The 20255-nt window shown below is 57.5% G+C and carries 18 protein-coding genes; all 18 read right to left on the bottom strand.

Annotated elements, in window-relative coordinates:
• A complete protein-coding gene (gene msbA, locus L991_RS10360) occupies nucleotides 1-1746 on the bottom strand; it encodes a lipid A export permease/ATP-binding protein MsbA (RefSeq protein WP_047395108.1) in 1746 nt (581 codons plus the stop codon).
• Nucleotides 1747-1812: 66 nt separating this feature from the next.
• Nucleotides 1813-2544, bottom strand: a complete 732-nt coding sequence (locus L991_RS10355; protein WP_047394978.1) for a 16S rRNA (uracil(1498)-N(3))-methyltransferase — start codon at nucleotides 2542-2544, stop codon at nucleotides 1813-1815.
• 5 nt (nucleotides 2545-2549) lie between these two features.
• On the bottom strand, nucleotides 2550-2735 hold the full coding sequence (locus tag L991_RS10350) for a hypothetical protein (protein WP_047394975.1): 186 nt from the start codon (nucleotides 2733-2735) through the stop codon (nucleotides 2550-2552).
• Between the two features lies 1 nt (nucleotide 2736).
• A complete protein-coding gene (gene lpxC, locus L991_RS10345) occupies nucleotides 2737-3651 on the bottom strand; it encodes a UDP-3-O-acyl-N-acetylglucosamine deacetylase (RefSeq protein WP_028450227.1) in 915 nt (304 codons plus the stop codon).
• A gap of 114 nt (nucleotides 3652-3765) precedes the next feature.
• On the bottom strand, nucleotides 3766-4944 hold the full coding sequence (ftsZ, locus tag L991_RS10340) for a cell division protein FtsZ (RefSeq protein ID WP_051258975.1): 1179 nt from the start codon (nucleotides 4942-4944) through the stop codon (nucleotides 3766-3768).
• Between the two features lie 44 nt (nucleotides 4945-4988).
• Nucleotides 4989-6221: a cell division protein FtsA gene (gene ftsA, locus L991_RS10335; RefSeq protein ID WP_197053864.1), complete on the bottom strand. Its 1233-nt coding sequence runs from the start codon at nucleotides 6219-6221 to the stop codon at nucleotides 4989-4991.
• A gap of 92 nt (nucleotides 6222-6313) precedes the next feature.
• On the bottom strand, nucleotides 6314-7084 hold the full coding sequence (locus tag L991_RS10330; RefSeq protein WP_047394972.1) for a cell division protein FtsQ/DivIB: 771 nt from the start codon (nucleotides 7082-7084) through the stop codon (nucleotides 6314-6316).
• Nucleotides 7085-7175: 91 nt separating this feature from the next.
• Complete coding sequence (locus L991_RS10325) at nucleotides 7176-8087, bottom strand: D-alanine--D-alanine ligase (RefSeq protein ID WP_047394969.1); 912 nt, start codon at nucleotides 8085-8087, stop codon at nucleotides 7176-7178.
• Nucleotides 8084-9478: a UDP-N-acetylmuramate--L-alanine ligase gene (gene murC / locus L991_RS10320; RefSeq protein ID WP_028450232.1), complete on the bottom strand. Its 1395-nt coding sequence runs from the start codon at nucleotides 9476-9478 to the stop codon at nucleotides 8084-8086. Before murC ends, L991_RS10325 begins: the two co-directional genes overlap by 4 nt.
• A 65-nt stretch (nucleotides 9479-9543) precedes the next feature.
• Nucleotides 9544-10611, bottom strand: a complete 1068-nt coding sequence (murG, locus tag L991_RS10315) for an undecaprenyldiphospho-muramoylpentapeptide beta-N-acetylglucosaminyltransferase (RefSeq protein ID WP_047394966.1) — start codon at nucleotides 10609-10611, stop codon at nucleotides 9544-9546.
• Entirely contained in the window at nucleotides 10608-11795 is a 1188-nt protein-coding gene (ftsW, locus tag L991_RS10310; RefSeq protein ID WP_081986629.1) for a putative lipid II flippase FtsW, read from the bottom strand. The genes murG and ftsW overlap by 4 nt, the downstream gene beginning before the upstream one ends.
• A complete protein-coding gene (gene murD, locus L991_RS10305; protein ID WP_047394964.1) occupies nucleotides 11795-13204 on the bottom strand; it encodes a UDP-N-acetylmuramoyl-L-alanine--D-glutamate ligase in 1410 nt (469 codons plus the stop codon). The genes ftsW and murD overlap by 1 nt, the downstream gene beginning before the upstream one ends.
• A gap of 7 nt (nucleotides 13205-13211) precedes the next feature.
• Nucleotides 13212-14297 (bottom strand): phospho-N-acetylmuramoyl-pentapeptide-transferase, encoded by a 1086-nt coding sequence (gene mraY / locus L991_RS10300; protein WP_028450236.1) that lies wholly within the window; start codon nucleotides 14295-14297, stop codon nucleotides 13212-13214.
• 3 nt (nucleotides 14298-14300) lie between these two features.
• The gene (murF, locus tag L991_RS10295) at nucleotides 14301-15680 is read right to left on the bottom strand and encodes a UDP-N-acetylmuramoyl-tripeptide--D-alanyl-D-alanine ligase (protein WP_308417285.1); all 1380 of its coding nucleotides are present in this window, start codon (nucleotides 15678-15680) and stop codon (nucleotides 14301-14303) included.
• Entirely contained in the window at nucleotides 15680-17161 is a 1482-nt protein-coding gene (locus L991_RS10290; RefSeq protein WP_047394961.1) for a UDP-N-acetylmuramoyl-L-alanyl-D-glutamate--2,6-diaminopimelate ligase, read from the bottom strand. The genes murF and L991_RS10290 overlap by 1 nt, the downstream gene beginning before the upstream one ends.
• Nucleotides 17158-19011, bottom strand: coding sequence for a penicillin-binding protein 2 (locus L991_RS10285; protein ID WP_231550531.1), 1854 nt, complete (start codon nucleotides 19009-19011; stop codon nucleotides 17158-17160). Before L991_RS10285 ends, L991_RS10290 begins: the two co-directional genes overlap by 4 nt.
• A complete protein-coding gene (gene ftsL / locus L991_RS10280) occupies nucleotides 19008-19310 on the bottom strand; it encodes a cell division protein FtsL (protein ID WP_028450240.1) in 303 nt (100 codons plus the stop codon). Before ftsL ends, L991_RS10285 begins: the two co-directional genes overlap by 4 nt.
• Nucleotides 19307-20233, bottom strand: a complete 927-nt coding sequence (gene rsmH / locus L991_RS10275) for a 16S rRNA (cytosine(1402)-N(4))-methyltransferase RsmH (protein ID WP_156129049.1) — start codon at nucleotides 20231-20233, stop codon at nucleotides 19307-19309. The genes ftsL and rsmH overlap by 4 nt, the downstream gene beginning before the upstream one ends.
• Between the last annotated feature and the right edge of the window lie 22 nt (nucleotides 20234-20255).

Below are 20255 nucleotides of genomic sequence, written 5' to 3'. Positions count from 1 at the left end.
CTAAGCCACTTCCGCACCAAACTGCACCGCATGCATCTGCGCATACACGCCACTCTGAGCGATCAGCTCGGCGTGGCTGCCGCGCTCGACAATGCGACCGTTTTGCATCACAACAATCAGATCGGCTTTTTCAATGGTGGAAAGGCGGTGGGCAATGACCAGCGTCGTGCGGCCCTGCATCAGGTTTTCGAGCGCGGCCTGCACTTTGCGCTCGGATTCGGTATCCAGCGCACTGGTGGCTTCATCCAGAATCAGCAGTGGCGCGTCTTTGTAAATCGCGCGGGCGATGGCCATGCGCTGGCGCTGCCCACCCGACAGGCGACCGCCATTTTCACCCAGCATTTCATCAAAGCCATGCGGCATTTTTTCGATGAATTCCAGCGCGTGCGCGGCCTCAGCCGCTGCGCGCACCCGGGCCATATCCACGACACCGGCACCATAAGTAATATTGGCGGTCACGGTGTCATTAAACAGCACCATATCCTGGCTTACCAAGGCGATCTGCTGACGCAAATTGGCCAATTGATAATCCGCAAGCGGCACACCATCCAGCCGGATTTCACCGCTGCTCGCCTCATAAAAGCGCGGTAACAGATTGGCCAGCGTGGTCTTACCACTGCCAGATTGCCCCACCAAGGCCACGGTTTGACCGGGCTGCACCTGCAAATCGATGCCGTCCAGTGCCGGTTTGTGCTCGGGCTGATACCAGAAGCGCAGCTGGCGTAATTCCAGCTCACCGCGCACGCGGGCCACCTGATGGCGGCCTTGGTCGGGTTCTTCAACTTCATCCAGCAGCGCAAAAATCGACTCCGCCGCGGCCAGACCACGATGCAGACGCTCATTAATTTTGGTGAGATTGCGCACTGGCCCTTGAATCGCCACCATTGCGGCAATAAACGACATAAACGAACCGGCACTGAGCTGCCCGGCTTGGGCCTGAAGGCTAGCAAAGTACAACACCACTGAAATCGTGAGGCCAATCAGCAGCACAATCACGCCCGAATTCACCGCCACCATCATGCCCTGCTTGATCCCCAGGCGCATCACGCGGTTATTCACTTCGGCAAACCGGCGCACTTCAACGTCCTGCCCGCCAAACACTTTCACAATGCGCTGCCCCGACAAGGATTCATCCAGCCGCGAATTCATTTCCCCCATTTTATCTTGGGTTTCGCGCGCCAACCGCCGCTGGCGCTTCGCCACCAGACGGATACTCAGCGCCACCAGCGGCAGCAAAAACAGGCAGAACAAGGTGAGCTGCCAGCTGGAATAAAACATCACCGCCAGAAACCCAATCACCGCGACCCCATCGCGCACCAAGCCGGTCAAGGTGGATGTACCCGCGTCCATCACTTGGGTTACATCGTAGGTCACCCGCGAGAGCAAAACGCCGGTGGATGTTTGATCGAAATAGCGCGTTGGCAAGCGCATCAGCTTGGCGTAAATCCGCTCGCGAAAATCGCGCATTACCCGCTGCGCCAGCCAGGCATTGCCATAATCATTCCCGAAATTACCCACAAAGCGCATGATGGCCAGGCCGAATAATTGCGCAGGGACAATCCAGGCCGCGTGCTTGGCGAGCGCACTGGCACCGGCCAGATTCTGATCGATCAGGGGTTTGAGCAGCAGCGTCAACAGGGCTTCCGAGGCAGAAGCCAGCGCCATGCAGATGATGGTGGCAATGATCACGCCCAGATACGGGCGAAAATGCGTGAGTAAGCGGCGGTAAAGGGCTTTGGTATTCATGGCGGCGCGTAAAATGGTTTGCGGCAATTATACGCTGCAAACCATGACAAAGCGCCGTGCATGCAGCTAGGCAAAATCACCATAACGCAATTGCAGCAAGCCCGCGATCACCGGCGCCACGGTTTCGGTGCGGAAGATACGCGGGCCTAAAATTAGCGGGGTATAGCCCGCTGCAATAGCTGCTTCGTCCTCTTTAGGCGAATACCCCCCTTCCGGCCCCACCAGCACGGTGGCACTGGCCACGGCAGCGGGCAGCTGGGAATGATGGACCGCGCCGGTTGGGCACATCAGCAAATTTAATTCGCTTTGCAGCCCTGCCTGCAGATATTGCGCCAGCGTGATGATGGGGCGAATTTCCATGAGGCGGGTGCGGCCACACTGCTCGGCCGCGCTAGCCGCCACGCCTTGCCAGTGGGCGATACGTTTTTCCGCCCGCTCGCCGCTGTAGCGCTGCTGGCAATATTGCGAAATCACCGGCTGGAATACGGTAACGCCGAGCTCAGCAGCCTTTTGCACAGTGTAATCCATGCGCTCGGCCGCCGAAATCGCCTGCACAAGTGTCAGGCGCAAGGGCGATTCGCGATTCACCTCGGCGAATGTTTGCACCTGCACGCTCACGGTTTTCTTGCCCATCGCGGTGATTTGCGCCTGATACTCACCGCCCTCACCATTGAATAGGGTCACCATTTCGCCAGGCTGCATCCGCACCACTTGCACATGCCGCGCCACCCCTTCCGGCAGGTCAAATTGCACCCCCAAAGCTAAGGGCTGGGCGACAAAGAAGCGGGGTAAAGCCATGGTGATTAACTCAGAGACAGGCGTTCAATGAATAAGCCAATACCGGACAGCACGGTCAGGCTTAGCAGAAGATACAACACGGCGCGGATCAGGCGCAGCCAGTGCGGCTGCCGATCGCGGCTGTAGCGTACGCCGGCATAGGTGATCACCACTAAGGCAATCACCAACAGCAGACGTAACACGGCAAACATGTCAGATACTCAGCGGCGGCAAATCATGGAAAGAAGAAGGCACTTCATCATCATCGCTAAAGCTGACCAGCTCGTAGTTGCGCTCATCAGCCAGCAGCGCGCGTAGCAGCTTATTATTCATGGCGTGACCGGATTTATACCCGGAAAACGCCGCGATCAGCGGGTAGCCCACGATATACAGATCGCCAATAGCATCCAGAATCTTATGCCGGACGAACTCGTCTTCAAAGCGCAAACCGCCATCGTTCAGCACACGAAATTCATCAATCACCACCGCATTGTCCATATTGCCGCCGCGGGCCAAGCCATTGGCCCGCAGGTATTCCACTTCATGGATAAAACCAAAAGTGCGGGCGCGGGCAATTTCGCTCACATAATTGGTATTGGCAAAATCAATGCTGATGGTTTGGGCCGACTTTTTGAAAGCAGGGTGCTGAAAATCGATGGTCAGTTCCACTTTGTAGCCATTGTGCGGCTCGAATTTCACCCATTTATCGCCATCGTGCACCTCCACGGGCTGGAGCACACGAATAAACTGCTTGGGTTTATTCAATTCACGCACGCCGGCGCTTTGCAGCAAATAAATAAACGGCGCAGCAGAACCATCCATGATCGGCATTTCCGGCGCATCAACATCGACCAGCACATTGTCGATGCCAAGGCCGGCAAACGCCGACATCAGATGCTCGATGGTACCGACACGCACGCCGTCTTGGACGAGCGTGGAGGAGAGACGCGTGTCGTTCACCAATTCAGGCCCCACTTTGAAAGGCTTTGACTCGGGCAAATCAGAGCGCTGGAACACAATCCCATGATCGGCTGGGGCGGGGCGTAAGGTCAGGGTCACCTTTTCGCCGGAATGCAGCCCCACGCCAGTCGCGCGGATCGTGCTTTTCAAAGTGCGTTGCAAAAACATGGGCATTCTGCCTTTTGATCATCAGTTACCGGCACAATTTTAGCAGCCTCGGGCAGAAAGCTGGATGAATCGTACCAATGATCCTGATAGTCGCCGTTTATTTACGGCCGCGCCTCAGTCTGCCTGACGACGCAAAAAGGCTGGAATATCCATATCAATATTCGACATGGCCGGACGGGCTGCCGGCGCATCGCTGGCGGCGCTGCGACGGTTGTTACGCCAGATGGCCGGAGTATCGTAGGCATCATCGTAACCGGCATTGTCGGTACCGGTTTTCAGAGCCTGGCTGCTGACCACTGACAGCTGTGGCTTATTCATATCTTTGCTGCCGCCACCCAGGCCAGTAGCGACCAGAGTCACGCGGATTTCGTCTTCAGCCAACGTTGGATCGTAAACCACACCGTGTTTAACCAAGGCGCCATCGGCCACATGCGACTCGATGATTTCCAGCGCTTGGCGAGTTTCTGATTTTTTCAGCTTGCCGGGAGCGGTTGAGAAATTCACCAGCACGCCACGCGCGCCTTTGAAGCTGATATTGTCCAGCAGCGGGCAGCGGATGGCTTCTTCAGTGGCACGAATCGCGCGATCTGGACCGGTGGCGTGAGCAGAACCCATCATGGCCATGCCCATTTCACGCATCACGGTTTTCACGTCGGCAAAGTCAACGTTAATCAGACCTGGGTAGTTGATGATCTCAACGATAGAACCCACGGCATTGCGCAATACATTATCCGCCGCGCGGAATGCTTCATCGATCGTTACATCATCACCCAGTACTTCTTCCAGTTTCTGGTTTGATACCACGATCAGTGAATCTACATAGCGTGACAGCTCGTCGATCCCGGTTTGCGCCACTTTCTGGCGACCACCTTCGTCCAGACCTGGCTTGGTCACCACGCCAACGGTCAAAATGCCTTTTTCACGGGCCACTTGCGCAATCACTGGTGCCGCACCAGTACCTGTACCACCGCCCATACCGGCGGTAATAAACAGCAGATCAGCGCCCGCGATTAATTCGGAAATATGCTCACGATCTTCTTCGGCCGCCTGGCGACCGATTTCTGGATTACAACCGGCGCCAAAACCTTTGGTTAATTGCACACCGAGTTGAACCACATTATCCGCTTTGGATAATTTCAATACCTGAGCATCGGTATTACTAGAAATGAACTCAACACCTTGTAATTGGTGTTCGATCATATTGTTGATTGCGTTGCAACCTGCACCGCCCACGCCAATCACTTTGATATTAACGTGATGGGATACTTCTGGAACTTCAATGGTTAATGCCATGCTGTCTCTCCTGTTAACCCGATTTTACCGCTTACCCGAAAATTTCAAAAGTTATTTTGAAACCAGGACTTCATCCGACCCAAAATGTCTCCAATTGAGCCTTTATCACCCCTTTGCCCAGGGATTTTCTGCATTTGTTGCCGCGCAACCAGCAACAAACCCACCGCCGTGGAATAGCGCGGATTTTTAACCACTTCCGCCAAACCACCCACATAACGGGGTAAACCTAATCGAACTGGCATATGGAAAATTTCTTCTGCCAATTCACACATACCCGGCATTAATGCCGCACCACCGGTAATCACAATCCCGCTGGAAAGACGATCTTCCAGCCCTACCCGGCGTAATTCGGCCTGCACAAAGCTATACAGCTCTTCCACCCGTGGCTCGATCACTTCAGCCAAGGTATGGCGGCTCATCTGCCGTGCACCACGCTCACCGACGCCCGGCACTTCGATCATGGTTTGTGGATCGGTCATATGGCGCAGAGCCACGCCGTATTGAATTTTGATGTTTTCGGCCTCGCCAGTCGGCGTACGCAGCGCCATGGCGATGTCATTGGTAATTTGATCGCCAGCAATAGGAATCACCGCGGTATGGCGAATGGCGCCATTAATAAATACCGCCATATCGGTGGTACCGCCGCCAATATCGACCAGACATACGCCCAGGTCACGCTCATCATCCGTCAACACGGCATGGGCGCTGGCCAGTGGTTGCAATACCACTTCGGCGATTTCCAGCCCGCACCGGCGCACGCACTTGGTGATGTTTTGCACGGCAGACACCGCACCAGACACAATATGCACCCGCACTTCCAGCCGCACGCCAGACATGCCCAGCGGCTCTTTTACGTCTTCTTGGCCATCAATTACATACTCTTGCGACAGAATATGCAGCACTTGGTGATCAGCCGGGATATTTACCGCGCTAGCAGTTTCAATGACCCGGTCGATATCCTGCTGGGTCACTTCTTTATCCTTAATGGCCACCATGCCGTGCGAATTCATGCTCTTGATGTGGCTACCCGCAATGCCGGTATACACCTCGCTGATTTTGCAATCCGCCATTAATTCAGCTTCGCCCAATGCGGCCTGAATGGCATTCACGGTTTTTTCAATATCAACGACTACACCGCGTTTCAGGCCTTTGGACGATGCTGAACCCATGCCCACTACATTCAGTGCGCCATCCTCAGTCACGTCGGCCACTACAGCCACGACTTTCGAGGTGCCGATATCCAGCCCTACGATGAGATTTTTAGCGTCCCTAGTCACTGACAGCCTCTTTTACCAATCTTAATAATTAACTTTAAAAAACCGCGACAACCCAATCTTTCTATTTGCTTTTACCAAACCAAAAGCATAAATCATGCCGAAGCTTTAAGTGCTTTTGGTTTTGCTGCAACGGGTGGTTTTGCCACAGTACTTTTCTCTACCGGAACAAATTGCGGCAGTTTCACCGCAAAGCCATTCGGATAGCGTAAATCCACATAATCAAATGGCTGCTGCAACAGGGCCAATGAATTGGGATACGCTTTCACAAAACGCTCTACCCGTTCAATTGGCTCTTCGCGGCCTACTTCAACCATTAACTGTTTATCCAACTCAAAGCGCCAAGCGCGTCGCTCGGATAACCACAATTGGGTCGGCTTACGATTCAGTGGCGCCAATACTTCCGTCAGCCGCTGCAAACCTTCCACCATCACCCGCTCGGTGCCCTCCGGGCCTTCCAGAATGGGCAGACTTTCATTACTTGCGGCATCAAAGCGCTCGCCATGCTGATTCAGCAGAGCCGAACTACCCCAGCGCGCAATTGCACGATGCTCTTCGATATTGACCTCCAGCTTGTCAGGCCAGCGGCGGCGCACTTCAACCCGCCGCACCCACGGCAGCTTTTCAAAATCCTGCCGGGTTTTGAGCAAATCCAGCGTAAAAAACGTGCCTTTCAATTCGTTTTTAATCACGTATTGCAATTGCTCGCGGGTGGTGTGCGCCAAATCACCATCGACTTTAATTTGCCGAATCGGAAATAAGGGCGAATGCACCGCCAAAAACAGCAGCGAATAAAACAATAACAACAAGGCGAGCGCCGTTAATAAATTGGCTACCCACATCATCAACTGGGGTTTATTCCACATCCGTCACCTCCGGCGCACGCGCCCGCCGGCCGCAGCACACAGTGCCGCCAGCGTAGCGCTGCCAAACGAGGTTACGGTGCTGGTTCATGGCTTAACGCGACTCCAGCGTGGTGGCCAACACCCGCAATACCAAAGCCTCGTAGCTCATCCCCGCTTCGCGAGCACACATCGGGAACAGACTATGGCTGGTCATGCCCGGTGCGGTATTTGGCTCTAAGAGGAAGATCGCGCCCTCTTCATCTTGCAGAAAATCAATCCGCGCCCAGCCATCTGCGCCCAGTACGCGGTAGGCTTGCTCGGCCAGACGGCGGGCAGTTTGCTCCTGCTCACCCACCAAACCCGGGCAGGTGTAAACGGTATCGTCGCGATAGTATTTCGCGTCGTAGTCGTAAAACTCGGTCGCAGGCTGAATTTTGACGGTCGCCAAAGCCTTGCCATCCAGCACCGCGCAAGAAAACTCCCCGCCCAGCACCGCCTTTTCGGCCAAGACCAGCGGATCGTATTGCGCCGCTGCCTGATAAGCGGCCGCCACATCAGCCACGCTCTTACACTTGGTCACACCCACGCTAGAGCCGCCATTGGCGGGCTTCACAAACAAAGGCAGGCCCAAGCGCGCCACCACGGTAGCAAAATCGCTATCCGCGGCCAGAAGCTCATACGCCGGCACAGGTAAGCCCGCAGCTTGCCACATCAGCTTGGTGCGCCATTTGTCCATCCCGATGGCCGAGGCCATCACGCCGCAACCGGTATAGGGAATCCCCATAAACTCCAGTGCGCCCTGAATCGTGCCATCTTCGCCCTGGCCACCATGCAAAATCAGAAAAGCGCGCGCAAAACCCTCGTCTTTCAGTGCCGACAACGGTTTTTCTGCCGGATCAAACGCATGCGCATCCACGCCTTGCGCCTGCAGCGCGGCCAAGACCCCCTGCCCGCTCATCAACGACACTTCACGCTCGCTAGAGCTACCGCCCATCACGACGGCTACTTTGCCAAATTCTTTCATGCCTTCTGCTCGCTCAACAGTTTCGGGGTATTGCCGATCGAGCCGGCCCCCATCGTCACAATCACGTCCCCATCGCGGGCAGCGGCAAGGATTGCCGCCGGCATCTCGGCAATGTTTTCCACGAATACCGGTTCAATCTTGCCGGCTACACGCACCGCCCGCGCCAGCGAACGGCCATCGGCGGCCACAATCGGGGTTTCCCCGGCGGCATACACTTCAGCCAGCAACAAGCCGTCAACGGTGTTGAGCACTTTCACAAAGTCTTCAAAACAATCACGCGTGCGGGTGTAGCGGTGGGGCTGGAAAGCCAGCAGCAAACGGCGGCCGGGAAACGCGCCGCGGGCCGCAGCCAAAGTCGCCGCCATTTCCACCGGGTGATGACCATAATCGTCCACCAAGGTGAAGCTGCCGCCACTGGCCAGCGCGATTTCTCCATAGCGCTGGAAGCGCCGACCCACGCCCTGGAATTTCTCCAGCGCAGCCACAATCGCCGCTTCATCGGCGCCGACTTCAATCCCGATAGCAATCGCGGCCAGTGCATTCAGCACATTGTGCATGCCCGGCATATTCAGCGTGACGGCTAGACGGCGGGTTTCGCCGTTTTGCCAAACCGCATCAAATTTCATCTGCCCATGCGCGGCGACGATATTTTCGGCGCGCAACATGGCATCGGCCGAAGTGCCATAGGTTGTAATCGGGCTAGTCACTTTAGGCAGAATCGAGCGCACATGTGGATCATCAATGCACAAAATCGCGCGACCATAAAACGGCAGGTGATGCAGGAAATCGATAAACGCCTGCTTCAGTTTTTCGAAATCATGCCCATAGGTATCCATATGGTCGGCATCGATATTGGTCACCACCGAAATCACCGGGGTCAGCAGCAGGAAAGACGCATCACTTTCGTCCGCTTCGGCCACCAGAAAATCGCCATGGCCCAAACGGGCATTCGAGCCGGCTGCATGCAGCTTGCCGCCAATGACAAAGGTCGGATCTAAGCCGGCCGCTTCCAGCACACTGGCACTCAGGCTGGTGGTGGTGGTTTTACCGTGGGTGCCGGCAATCGCAATACCCTGCTTCAGGCGCATCAGCTCGGCCAACATCATGGCCCGCGGCACCACAGGAATCTGCCGCGCACGCGCTTCCACCACTTCCGGGTTGTCGTCTTTCACAGCGCTGGAAATCACCACCACATCGGCATGGGCAACAAACTCAGCCGCATGCCCCTGATGCACTTCAGCGCCGGCCGCCGCCAGGCGTTGGGTGGTCGCGTTGCTACCGAGGTCAGAGCCGCTGACCTCAAAGCCCAGATTGAGCAAAACCTCGGCAATCCCGCTCATGCCGACGCCGCCAATCCCGACAAAATGAATTCGTTTAACTTTATGTTTCATCTTTTCTTAGGGTATACGCCCGAAAGGCAAGAATTATATACCTTTCAAGGCACTACCCCATACTCCTATCCGGCTAATTCCTCAATGGCGGCCACGACTTTGGCCGTCGCATCCGGCTGGGCCAGCGCCCGTGCCCGCTCAGCCATTTGCTGGCAGGCACCGCGATCCAGTCGACTAAACCAATCCGCCAACTTCGCGGCGTTCAATTCCTGTTGTGGCAACAAAATGCCGGCATCTTGCGCACTCAAATAGCGGGCATTCCCTGTCTGGTGGTCGTCCACCGCATGCGGAAATGGCACCAAAATCGCCGCGGCACCCACACTCGCCAGCTCAGACACCGTCAGCGCCCCCGCGCGGCACAACACCAGATCAGCCTCGGCATAGGCATGCGCCATATCGGCGATAAAAGCCACGCACTCCGCCGTCACCCCGGCCGCAGCATAATTGGCCCGCAGCGCATCAATATGCTTTTCACCGGCTTGGTGAATCACGTGCGGGCGCTGCTCCGGCGCTAGCTGCGCCAGTGCCTTGGGCACTTCTTCGTTAAATACCTGCGCCCCCAGACTGCCGCCGACCACCAATACTTTCAGTGGCCCAGTTCGCCCGGCAAAACGTGCCGCAGGCAAGGCCACTTGCTGTAGCTCGGGTCGAATCGGGTTACCAATGCAGCCTTCGCGACCAGGAAACGCGCTCGGAAAGGCAAACAGCACCCGATTCGCAATTTTGGCCAGCACCTTGTTGGTGAGCCCCGCCACCGAGTTTTGCTCGTGAATCACCAGCGGCAACCAGCACAGCCGCATCGCCACGCCGCCCGGAAAACCCGTAAATCCGCCAAACCCAACCGCTACATCGGGGCGACGGCGGAAAATGAGATCCAGCGCGCTATAAATCGCTTTCAGCTGCACCCACGGCTGCACCAGCTTTTTCAGCCAGCCCTTGCCGCGCACCCCGGTGATTTGCAGAGTTACCAAATCAATTCCGTGCTGTGGCACCACCCGCGTTTCCATCGCGCCGGCAGCCCCGAGCCAAACCACATCCCAGCCTTTGTCGCGCAGCGCATTGGCGACTGCCAGCGCGGGGAAAATATGCCCACCGGTACCACCGGCCATCACGAGCAAGGTTCGCTTACTCATACGCGATACCCCCGGATTTGCTGCCGGTTTTCATAATCGATCCGCATCACCAGCCCCAAGGCCAGCAGATTGGCCACAATGCCAGAGCCACCAAACGACAACAGCGGCAAGGTCAGCCCCTTGGTGGGCATCAGGCCCATATTCACGCCCATATTGATAAACGACTGAAAACCAATCCAGATCCCAACACCCTGTGCCACCAGCGCATGCCAATGCCGCTCAAGCTTGGTGGCCTGCACGCCAATCGCAAAGGTGCGGAACACCAGAAAGGCAAACAGGCAAATCACCACCGCCACGCCCATGAGGCCAAATTCTTCCGCAATAATTGCCATCAAAAAGTCGGTATGTGCCTCCGGCAGGTACGACAGTTTTTCCACACTGCCACCCAGACCCACGCCATGCCATTCGCCGCGCCCAAACGCGATCAGCGAGTGGCTCAGCTGATAGCCCTTGCCATACGGGTCTTGCCACGGATCTAGAAAACCCAGCACCCGCGCGCGCCGATACGGGCTCGAGGCAATCAACCCGACAAAGGCCACACCCAGAAAGACAATCAGCCCCAGAAACAGCCGCCAGTTAAAACCGCCAAGAAACAAAGCACCCATCGCAATCGCGGTGATCACGGTAAACGCACCAAAATCCGGCTCCAGCAGCAGCAAGCCCCCCACCACCGCCATTACCAAGGCCATGGGTAGCAACACTTTGCTAATACTCTCGCCCAGCTTGGCTTCCATGCTATTGGCTTTGCGCACGGTGTAATCGGCGGCATATAGCACGGCAAAAAACTTCATCAGCTCGGATGGCTGCAGATTGATCAGGCCCAGGCTCAGCCAGCGCCGGCTGCCGTTAACCTCACGGCCAATACCCGGAATCAGCACCAACACCAACAAAATCGTGCCCACAATAAATAGCGATGGCGCCCATTGCCGCCATTTTTCGGTCGGGATATTAAACGCCACTAGCGCTGCACAGCCGCCGACAAACAGGAAAATCGCGTGCCGCACGAGGAAATAATGCGAGCGAAAACCGGTGTCTTTATCCACCTCGGCCATCGCAATCGAGGCTGAATACACCATCACCAGGCCAATCGACAGCAGCAGCAATACCGTCCAGAACAGCGCCTGATCGTAGCTGCTCATGGTGGGTTTCATGCGGCGCATGGCCTGATAGAAAATCTGGCGCATTAGTGCTGCTCCAGCCCTTTCACGGCGGCGATAAACACCTCGGCGCGGTGATGGTAGTTACGGAACATATCCAAGCTGGCGCACGCAGGCGACAGCAGCACCACATCACCGGCTTCGGCGATATTGCTGGCCATCATCACCGCCATTTCCAGTGAGGGCAGCTGCAGCACCGGCAGGAAATTATCCTCATCGTCGGGCAGGAAGGCCGAACGGGCTTCGTTCAGGGTTTCGGCAATTTGCGGGCCATCGCGGCCAATCAGCAACACTGCGCGGCAAATCCGCTCGCACGCAGGCACTAGCGGGCGGAAATCCTGCCCTTTGCCATCGCCACCGGCAATCAGCACCACTGGCTGGGTCATACCTTTGAGTGCGGCCTCGGTAGCGCCCACATTGGTGCCTTTCGAGTCGTCGTAATACTTCACGCCAGCCACTTCGGCCACAAATTCCACCCGGTGGGGCAGGCCTTTAAAGGCTTTCAGTGCGGCCACCAGCGGGCCAGTGGCCATACCGGCCGCACGGCACAGGGCAATGGCCGCCAAGGCATTCACGGCATTGTGCAAACCGGCCACCGGCAATTCGCTGGCGCGCAGCAATTCAAACTCGCCACAGCGCAGACTAAAGTCACCGGCGATTTCCACCAGACCATATTCGCTGTCATTGCGGGGTGTATCGGCCCCAAACCAAATCACATCGCGGCTTTGACGTGCCATACCCCGGCAATAACCATCTTCGCGATTCAGCACTTGTACGCCCAGACCTTCAAAAATCCGTGCCTTGGTGGCGGCGTATTCTTTCATGCCGGCATAGCGATCCAGATGGTCTTCCGACACATTCAGCACTGTGGCCGCAGCAGGGCGCAGCGAATAGGTGGTTTCCAGCTGAAAGCTTGATAGCTCCAGCACCCAGGCATCAGGCCATTCACCACGAGCTTCCCATTCGGTCAGCGCCGATAGCACCGGTACGCCGATATTGCCGGCCATCACCGTGCGCAGCCCGCTGGCCTCGCACATTTGCGCCACCATGGTGGTGACGGTGGATTTACCGTTCGAGCCGGTAATGGCAATCACTTTACCCGGCTGGCCTTGCAAAGCCAGCGCCAGCAATTCGACATCGCCCAGCACCGGAACCCCGCGCGCCAGTGCGGCCGCCACTTCAGGCGTGGCCAGTGGCACGCCCGGGCTGGTAATCAGCACATCGGCGTCGACAAACGTGTCGGCATGAAAAGCGCCCAAGCGCACGGCCACCTCAGGCAAGGCGGTGCGCAGATGTTCCAGATTGGGTGGGGTGGCGCGTGAATCGGCCACCGTCACCCGGGCGCCTTTACTGGCCAGCCAACGCGCGGTCGCCAGGCCGGTATCGCCCAGCCCCACCACGATGCAATGTTGATTGTGCAATTGATCGAGCGTCATCTTTGCCTCAGCGCAGTTTCAGCGTGGCCAGGCCGACCAACACCAGCAGCATGGTGATAATCCAGAAGCGCACCACCACCTGGGTTTCCTTCCAGCCTTTGAGTTCGTAGTGATGGTGTAGCGGCGCCATGCGGAACACCCGTTTCCCCGTCATTTTGAAGCTGGCGACCTGAATCATCACCGACAGCGCCTCCACCACAAACACGCCGCCCATAATCAGCAGCACGATTTCTTGGCGTACGATCACTGCCACAGTACCCAAGCCGGCGCCCAGCGCCAGCGCGCCCACATCGCCCATAAACACTTCGGCCGGATAGGCGTTGAACCACAAAAAGCCCAAGCCCGCACCGACCATGGCCGCGCAGAAGACAATCAATTCGCCCGCGCCCACCACATGCGGCACGCCCAGATAGGTGGCAAATTTGGCATTACCGGCCACATAGGCAAAGATGCAGAATGCCCCAGCCACCAGCACGGTCGGCATAATCGCCAAGCCATCCAAGCCATCGGTCAGGTTCACTGCATTACTGGTACCGACGATCACGAAATAGGTCAGCACGCAAAAGCCCAGCGCGCCAAATGGATAGATGATTTCTTTGTAAAACGGGATGATAAAGCCGGTGTTGGATGCATCCGGGCCTACGTTCACCAGAAACAGCGCCGCACCAATGGCAATCGCCGATTGGCCTATCATCTTGGCCTTGGCCGACAGGCCTTTCGGGTTTTTCAGTGCGACTTTTTTGTAATCATCCACAAAGCCAATCACCCCGGTACTCAGGGTGACAATCAGCACCAACCAGACATACGGGTTTTTTAGATCGGCCCACAGCAAGGTGGTCAGCCCGATCGAGAGCAGAATCAGCGTGCCGCCCATGGTCGGGGTGCCGGCCTTTACCAAGTGGGTTTGCGGGCCATCATCGCGCACGGCCTGCCCCACTTTCAGCTCGGTGAGCTTGCGGATCACATACGGCCCCAGCACCCAGGAGATGCCCAGCGCCGTGATGGTGGCCAGCACCGCGCGCAGCGTGAGGTAGTTGAATACATTAAAGGCCCGGATCGATTCGCCCAGCCATTGCGTGAGAATAAGCAACATGACTTAAGCTCCTTCCGTTGATGCTTGCTCGTGCGCCAAACCGGCCACGACCGTTTCCATGCGCATAAAGCGCGACCCTTTAACCAGCACTTGCGTCTCGGGCGTGAGCAGCGCGCGGGCGGCGGCGATGGCGCTAGCGTGATCAGCGCAATGCTGCGCGCCGGCGCCAAAGGCCGCTACCGCATACTGCATATGGGTACCCACCGTAATTAATTGCTGAATACCCTTTTCACGTGCATACCCCCCGATCTCGGCATGGCGCTCTGGCGCATCTGCGCCCACTTCGCCCATATCGCCCAAGATCAGCAGGGTGGGGCGGCCTTGCGCACCGATCGCGGCCAGCACATTTACTGCCGCTTTCATTGAATCGGGATTGGCGTTGTAGGTGTCATCCAGCATTGCGGCGCCATTAAAGGCCTGCTTGGCTTGCAGGCGGCCTTTCACGCCCTGCCACTGGCACAAGCCCTGCGCAATCTGCGCCACGGTCACGCCGCAGGCATGGGCCGCGGCAGCCGCTGCCAAGGCATTGCGCACATTGTGTTCACCCGGCACAGCCAAATTCACCGCTGCGGTGCCCGCAGGGGTCTGCAATTCGAACTGGCTACCCGTGGCGGCCAGCTGCACCGCGTGGGCGCGGATGTCGCCCGCCAAACCAAATGTGAGCTGCGCTTGCGCGCCAGCCAGTTGCTGCCACAGCGGGGCATGCGGGTCATCGGCGTTAATCACCGCCACCCCGCGCGACACCAAGCCGGCAAAAATCTCGCCCTTCGCCCGCGCCACGCCCTCCACCGAGCCCAGCGCTTCCAGATGCGCTGCGCCTGCGTTATTCACCAGCGCCACATCGGGCTGGGCAATATGGGTGAGGTAATCGATTTCACCGAAATGATTCATCCCCATTTCGGCCACCACATAGCGATGCTGGGCTCGAATACCCAGCACGGTGAGTGGCAAACCAATATGGTTATTCAGATTGCCTTGGGTGGCGTGTACGTATTCGCTACTGCCTGCGGCCACGGCAAAAATCGATGCCAGCATTTCTTTCACGCTGGTTTTGCCATTGCTGCCGGTCACGCCCACCAGCGGAATCGCCGCATGCTGGCGCCGCCAATAGGCCGCCAGCTGCCCCAACGCGGCTAGCGTATCCGCTACTTGCAGGCGATTGCCTGCACCCGGCTGCTCCACCAGCGCGGCCACGGCGCCTTGCGCCAAAGCGCCGGCGACAAAATCATGGGCGTCAAAGCGCTCGCCCTTGAGCGCGACAAACAGATCACCCGGTCGCACATCACGACTGTCGGTCGTGACGCGACTAAATTGCAGCTCAGCATCGCTGACCTGCAGTTGGGCCTGAAGCGCTTGCGCGGCTTCCCGCAAACTCAACATCATTACTTCTTTTTCCTTAACAGCGCTTTTTGGGCCTGTTCCACATCATCGAAGTGGTAACGCTGGCCCTGAATTTCCTGATAGTTTTCGTGCCCTTTGCCGGCGATCAGAATCACATCATTGGCATGCGCCATCTCGATCGCGTCGGCAATGGCCGCAGCGCGGTCGGATTCGATCGCGTAATTGGCATGGCCCGTGCCCGGCACGCCCGACACACCCGCAACGATGTCCTGAATAATCGCTTTCGGGGTTTCGCTGCGCGGATTGTCACTGGTAATTACCACCGAATCGGCCAGCCGGCAGGCAATCTCGCCCATCAGCGGGCGTTTGCCGCTATCGCGATCCCCGCCGCAGCCAAACACGCAATACAGCCGCGCCCCTGTTGGCATGGCTTCGCGCAGCGTCATCAACACTTTTTCCAGCGCATCAGGGGTATGGGCGTAATCCACCACCACCAGCGGCAGGCCATCACCACCCAGCCGCTGCATCCGCCCCGCCGCCGGCTGCACCGCGCCCAGCGCGGCACTGGCTGCATCCAAGGCCACGCCTTGCGCCAGCAGCACACCCAAGCACGCCAGCAGATTGCTGGCATTAAAGCGGCCCAGCATCGGCGAGCGGATTTGCGTTTCGCCCAGCGGGGTTTGCACCGTCAGCGTGAGCCCTTGCAGCGAAGAATCAAGCTGGGTACAGCGCAAATCGCCAGCAAAAAAGCCATACGAAAAGACCGTTTTGGCGCTGGTAAAGCCCAGCAGTTCCCGCCCGAACGGATCATCGGCATTGATAACCGCTGCCTGCAAACCATCCCACTCAAACAATTTGGCCTTGGCCGCGCCATAGGCCTGCATGCTGCCGTGATAATCCAGATGATCGCGGGTTAAATTGGTAAACACCGCGGTATGAAACGGCACGCCATGCGCGCGCGCTTGCACCAATCCATGCGAAGAAACTTCCATCGCCACCTGGGTCGCACCAGCATGCTGAAAGCGCGCCAGCCAATGCTGCAGGCTAACCGGATCGAGCGTAGTATGCGTCGAGCTTTCCAATTCACCGACAAAACCATTACCCAGCGTACCGAGCACGCCAGCCTTGCCACCCAGCGCATTAAACGCCTGTGCCAACCAGTTCGCAATGGAAGTTTTGCCATTGGTGCCAGTAATACCAACCACCGGTATCTGGCTGAAGTCGTTATTTAATAAGCGCCCCACCAAGATACCCACCTGATCACGCAGGCCGGGCACGGCGATATTGGGCACCTGGTGGCTCTCATCCCACTGATAACCTTCGGCTTCCCAGATCACGGCCGCCGCGCCATTGGCGAGCGCACTGGCGATGTAGCGCCGGCCATCCGCGTATTCACCCTGATAAGCCACAAACACATCACCGGGCTGTACCTTGCGGCTATCAGTCACCAGCGGTCGGCCATTCACCAAGGCGGCGATGGCGGCGAAATCATATGCAGGGAGTGTCCAGCTCGCAGGTTTCATGTTTCTTCCTTGATTTCCAGCTCTTCGCTTGGCAACAGGATATTGTTGGTCGGCGCATCCGGCGGTACACCCAGCAAACGCAGACTGCCCGCCACCACATTACTGAATACCGGTGCGGCCACCAGACCGCCATAGCGCATTTCAAAAGCCGGCTCGTCGATCATCACCGCCACAATCAGGCGTGGATTCGAAATCGGCGCCAAACCGACAAACGAGCCCACCCGTGCGGTGTCGGAATACACCCCATTCACCAGTTTTTTCGCCGTACCGGTTTTGCCGCCCACGCGGTAGCCGACCACTTGGGCGCGGGTGGCGGTACCACCCGGCAAGGTCACCATTTCCAGCATTTTGCGCACTTGTGCGGCAGTCTCAGCGCTAATGACCTGCTTGCCCGGCGCCGGGGCCACCAATTTGGTAAAGGTCACGGGGTGCACTTCGCCATTGCCAGCAAACATCTGATACGCCCGCGCCATCTGCATCACGGTCACCGATACCCCGTAGCCATAAGACATGGTAGCCTGCTCGATGGGGCGCCAGGTTTTCCATGGCCGCACCCGGCCTGGCGATTCACCCGGAAAGCCGGTATTGAGTTTTTCGCCAAAGCCTACGTCATGCAGGAAATTCGACATCTCCTCGCGCTCCATCATCAGCGCCATTTTCACGGCGCCGACGTTGGATGATTTCTGGATGATCTGCTCGATGGTCATCGCGCCACCGGGGTGATCATCGCGAATGGTGGCTGGGCCAATGGTCATCCGCCCGCCATCGGTATTGAGCACGGTGGTGGGTTTGACCTTGCCGGCATTCAGCGCCATGGCTGCGGTTACGGCTTTCATGGTCGAGCCGGGCTCATACAGATCGGTGAGCGCGCGATTGCGCTTGTGAGCCGGGTCGATACGGGCGCGGCTATTGGGGTTGTAAGACGGCGCATTGGCCATCGCCAGCACTTCCCCGGTGCGGGCATCCAGCACCACAATTGCGCCGCCCACGGCCTTGCTGTTATCCACGGCATTTTTCAGCTCACGATAGGCCAAATATTGAATTCGCCGGTCGATCGAAAGCTGCAGATTTTGCCCTTCTTGCGGCGGCACGATAGTTGAGACGTCTTCAACGATATAGCCGCGGCGATCGCGAATGACTGTGCGCGAGCCAGGTTTGCCGGCCAGCATGGCGTCTTTGGTGAGCTCAAAGCCTTCCTGGCCTTTGCTATCCAGATTGGTAAAGCCGACCACATGGGCCATCACTTCACCGGCCGGATAGTAGCGGCGGTATTCGGTTTGCGAATATACGCCCGGGATATTGAGCGCCAGTACCCGCTTGGCATCAGCCGGCGAAATATGCCGCTTCACCCATAGAAAATCGGGGCGAGTTTCTTTGCCCTCTTTGTTTTTGCGGGTAACGGTGACTTTGCCCAGCAAGTCGTCGTAAGAGAGCCCCAAAAGGCCAGCCAGTGATTTGATCTCGGCACGTGACACCGGCACCTGATCATCATCGCTTTCCTGCTTCCATTCTTTGTGGCGCGTTTCGCCTTCGGGCAATACGCGCATATTGCGCGGGCTTAGCCAAATGGATTGCACCGGCGTCGAGATCGCCAATGGCTCGCCATTACGATCGGTGATCATGCCGCGATTAGGCTCGAGTTTCAGCGTCCGGCGATAGCGTGCATCGCCCTGATCCTGCAGAAACTCTTCATTCATGACCTGTAAATAAATACTGCGACCCAAGAGGGTCGCAAACAGGGCGAGCAGACAGGTGAGGACAAACCACACCCGCCAGCGTTCTAATTTGGGCTTAACCGCGTATTTGGGTTGGCGACGACCACTGGTCATCAGACGGGCCTGTTTCATCATGGCAAGTCCGACACCTGCGGTTTTTGGACTTGTTGCCCGTGTTCGAGAATCACTTGGGTGCGATTAGCCGGTGCCACCTGCATACTCAGGCGGTTTGCCGCTTCAGATTCAATCCGTGAATGCATCGCCCAGGTACTTTGCTCTAGCTGCAGCTGGCCCCATTCAACATTCAGTTTGCGGGTTTGGGCATCTTGTTTTTGCAGCTCGATATACAGCTTGCGCGCTTTATGCTGGCTGGTAATCACCCCCATCGCGCACACAATCAAGATACTGAGCAAAAACAGATTCAAACGGGTCATCGCAGCGCCCCGCTGGTGCGCTCGGCAATGCGCAGAATCGCACTGCGCGCACGCGGGTTAGCGCTCACTTCGTCGGCCGACGGCCGCACGGGTTTGCCCAAGACCTTCAGCGGGGCGGGCGCAATTTCGCTGGCCATCACCGGCAAACGATTAGGCAGCTGATCAGCCGTGGCCTGATCCTGCATAAAGCGTTTCACGATCCGGTCTTCCAGCGAATGAAAGGCAATCACCGACAAACGACCGGCGGGCGCGAGCAAAGCCAGCGCCTGCGGCAGCGTTAGCGATAACTCCTCAAGCTCGCGATTGACGTAAATCCGTATAGCTTGGAAGGTACGCGTCGCCGGGTCCTGGCCCGGCTCACGGGTCCGGACTGCCGTTGCCACGACCGCGGCAAGTTCGCCTGTTGTTGCAAAAGGTTGGACTGCCCTACGCGCAACAATCGCTGCTGCAACCTGCCTAGCAAACCGTTCTTCGCCATAATCTTTTACCACCTCTGCAATGTCTTTCTCATCGGCCGTATTCAACCAATCGGCCGCGGTTATACCCCGCGTGGTATCCATGCGCATATCAAGCGGAGCATCAAACCGGAAGCTAAACCCCCGGGCACCGTCATCCAGCTGTGGCGAGGAAACCCCCAAATCCATCAGCAGACCATCGATGCGGGAGACGCCCAGTTGCGCCAGCGATTCAGTCAGCGTGACGTAGCCCTCGTGCACGATGGTGAAACGCGGATCGCTAATCGTGGCCGCTTCGGCAATCGCATATGGATCTTTATCAAACGCAATCAGCCGGCCCGTCGGCCCCAAGCGCGACAAAATCAAACGCGAATGACCACCACGACCAAATGTGCAATCGACATACACGCCATCCGGCTTGATCGCCAGTGCGTCTACTGCCTCTTGCAGTAATACCGTGCGGTGCACGAAGTTTCCTGCCGCGCCTTCG

Origin of the sequence: Chitinibacter sp. ZOR0017 (genome assembly GCF_000799095.1) — a bacterium.
Classification (GTDB): domain Bacteria; phylum Pseudomonadota; class Gammaproteobacteria; order Burkholderiales; family Chitinibacteraceae; genus Chitinibacter; species Chitinibacter tainanensis.
Note: the sequence above shows the minus strand (reverse complement) of the source record. Positions and strands in the feature narration are given on the sequence as shown.

Bases quoted from the DNA above. Each gene is read 5' to 3' on its own strand.
- murF (WP_308417285.1), bottom strand. From the start codon at position 15,680: ATGATGTTGAGTTTGCGGGAAGCCGCGCAAGCGCTTCAGGCCCAACTG.
- L991_RS10350 (WP_047394975.1), bottom strand. From the start codon at position 2,735: ATGTTTGCCGTGTTACGTCTGCTGTTGGTGATTGCCTTAGTGGTGATC.
- ftsZ (WP_051258975.1), bottom strand. From the start codon at position 4,944: ATGGCATTAACCATTGAAGTTCCAGAAGTATCCCATCACGTTAATATC.
- ftsW (WP_081986629.1), bottom strand. From the start codon at position 11,795: ATGCGCCAGATTTTCTATCAGGCCATGCGCCGCATGAAACCCACCATG.
- murC (WP_028450232.1), bottom strand. From the start codon at position 9,478: ATGAAACATAAAGTTAAACGAATTCATTTTGTCGGGATTGGCGGCGTC.
- mraY (WP_028450236.1), bottom strand. From the start codon at position 14,297: ATGTTGCTTATTCTCACGCAATGGCTGGGCGAATCGATCCGGGCCTTT.
- L991_RS10285 (WP_231550531.1), bottom strand. From the start codon at position 19,011: ATGATGAAACAGGCCCGTCTGATGACCAGTGGTCGTCGCCAACCCAAA.
- L991_RS10355 (WP_047394978.1), bottom strand. From the start codon at position 2,544: ATGGCTTTACCCCGCTTCTTTGTCGCCCAGCCCTTAGCTTTGGGGGTG.
- msbA (WP_047395108.1), bottom strand. From the start codon at position 1,746: ATGAATACCAAAGCCCTTTACCGCCGCTTACTCACGCATTTTCGCCCG.
- murD (WP_047394964.1), bottom strand. From the start codon at position 13,204: ATGACGCTCGATCAATTGCACAATCAACATTGCATCGTGGTGGGGCTG.
- L991_RS10290 (WP_047394961.1), bottom strand. From the start codon at position 17,161: ATGAAACCTGCGAGCTGGACACTCCCTGCATATGATTTCGCCGCCATC.
- ftsL (WP_028450240.1), bottom strand. From the start codon at position 19,310: ATGACCCGTTTGAATCTGTTTTTGCTCAGTATCTTGATTGTGTGCGCG.
- L991_RS10325 (WP_047394969.1), bottom strand. From the start codon at position 8,087: ATGAAAGAATTTGGCAAAGTAGCCGTCGTGATGGGCGGTAGCTCTAGC.
- lpxC (WP_028450227.1), bottom strand. From the start codon at position 3,651: ATGTTTTTGCAACGCACTTTGAAAAGCACGATCCGCGCGACTGGCGTG.
- murG (WP_047394966.1), bottom strand. From the start codon at position 10,611: ATGAGTAAGCGAACCTTGCTCGTGATGGCCGGTGGTACCGGTGGGCAT.
- L991_RS10330 (WP_047394972.1), bottom strand. From the start codon at position 7,084: ATGTGGAATAAACCCCAGTTGATGATGTGGGTAGCCAATTTATTAACG.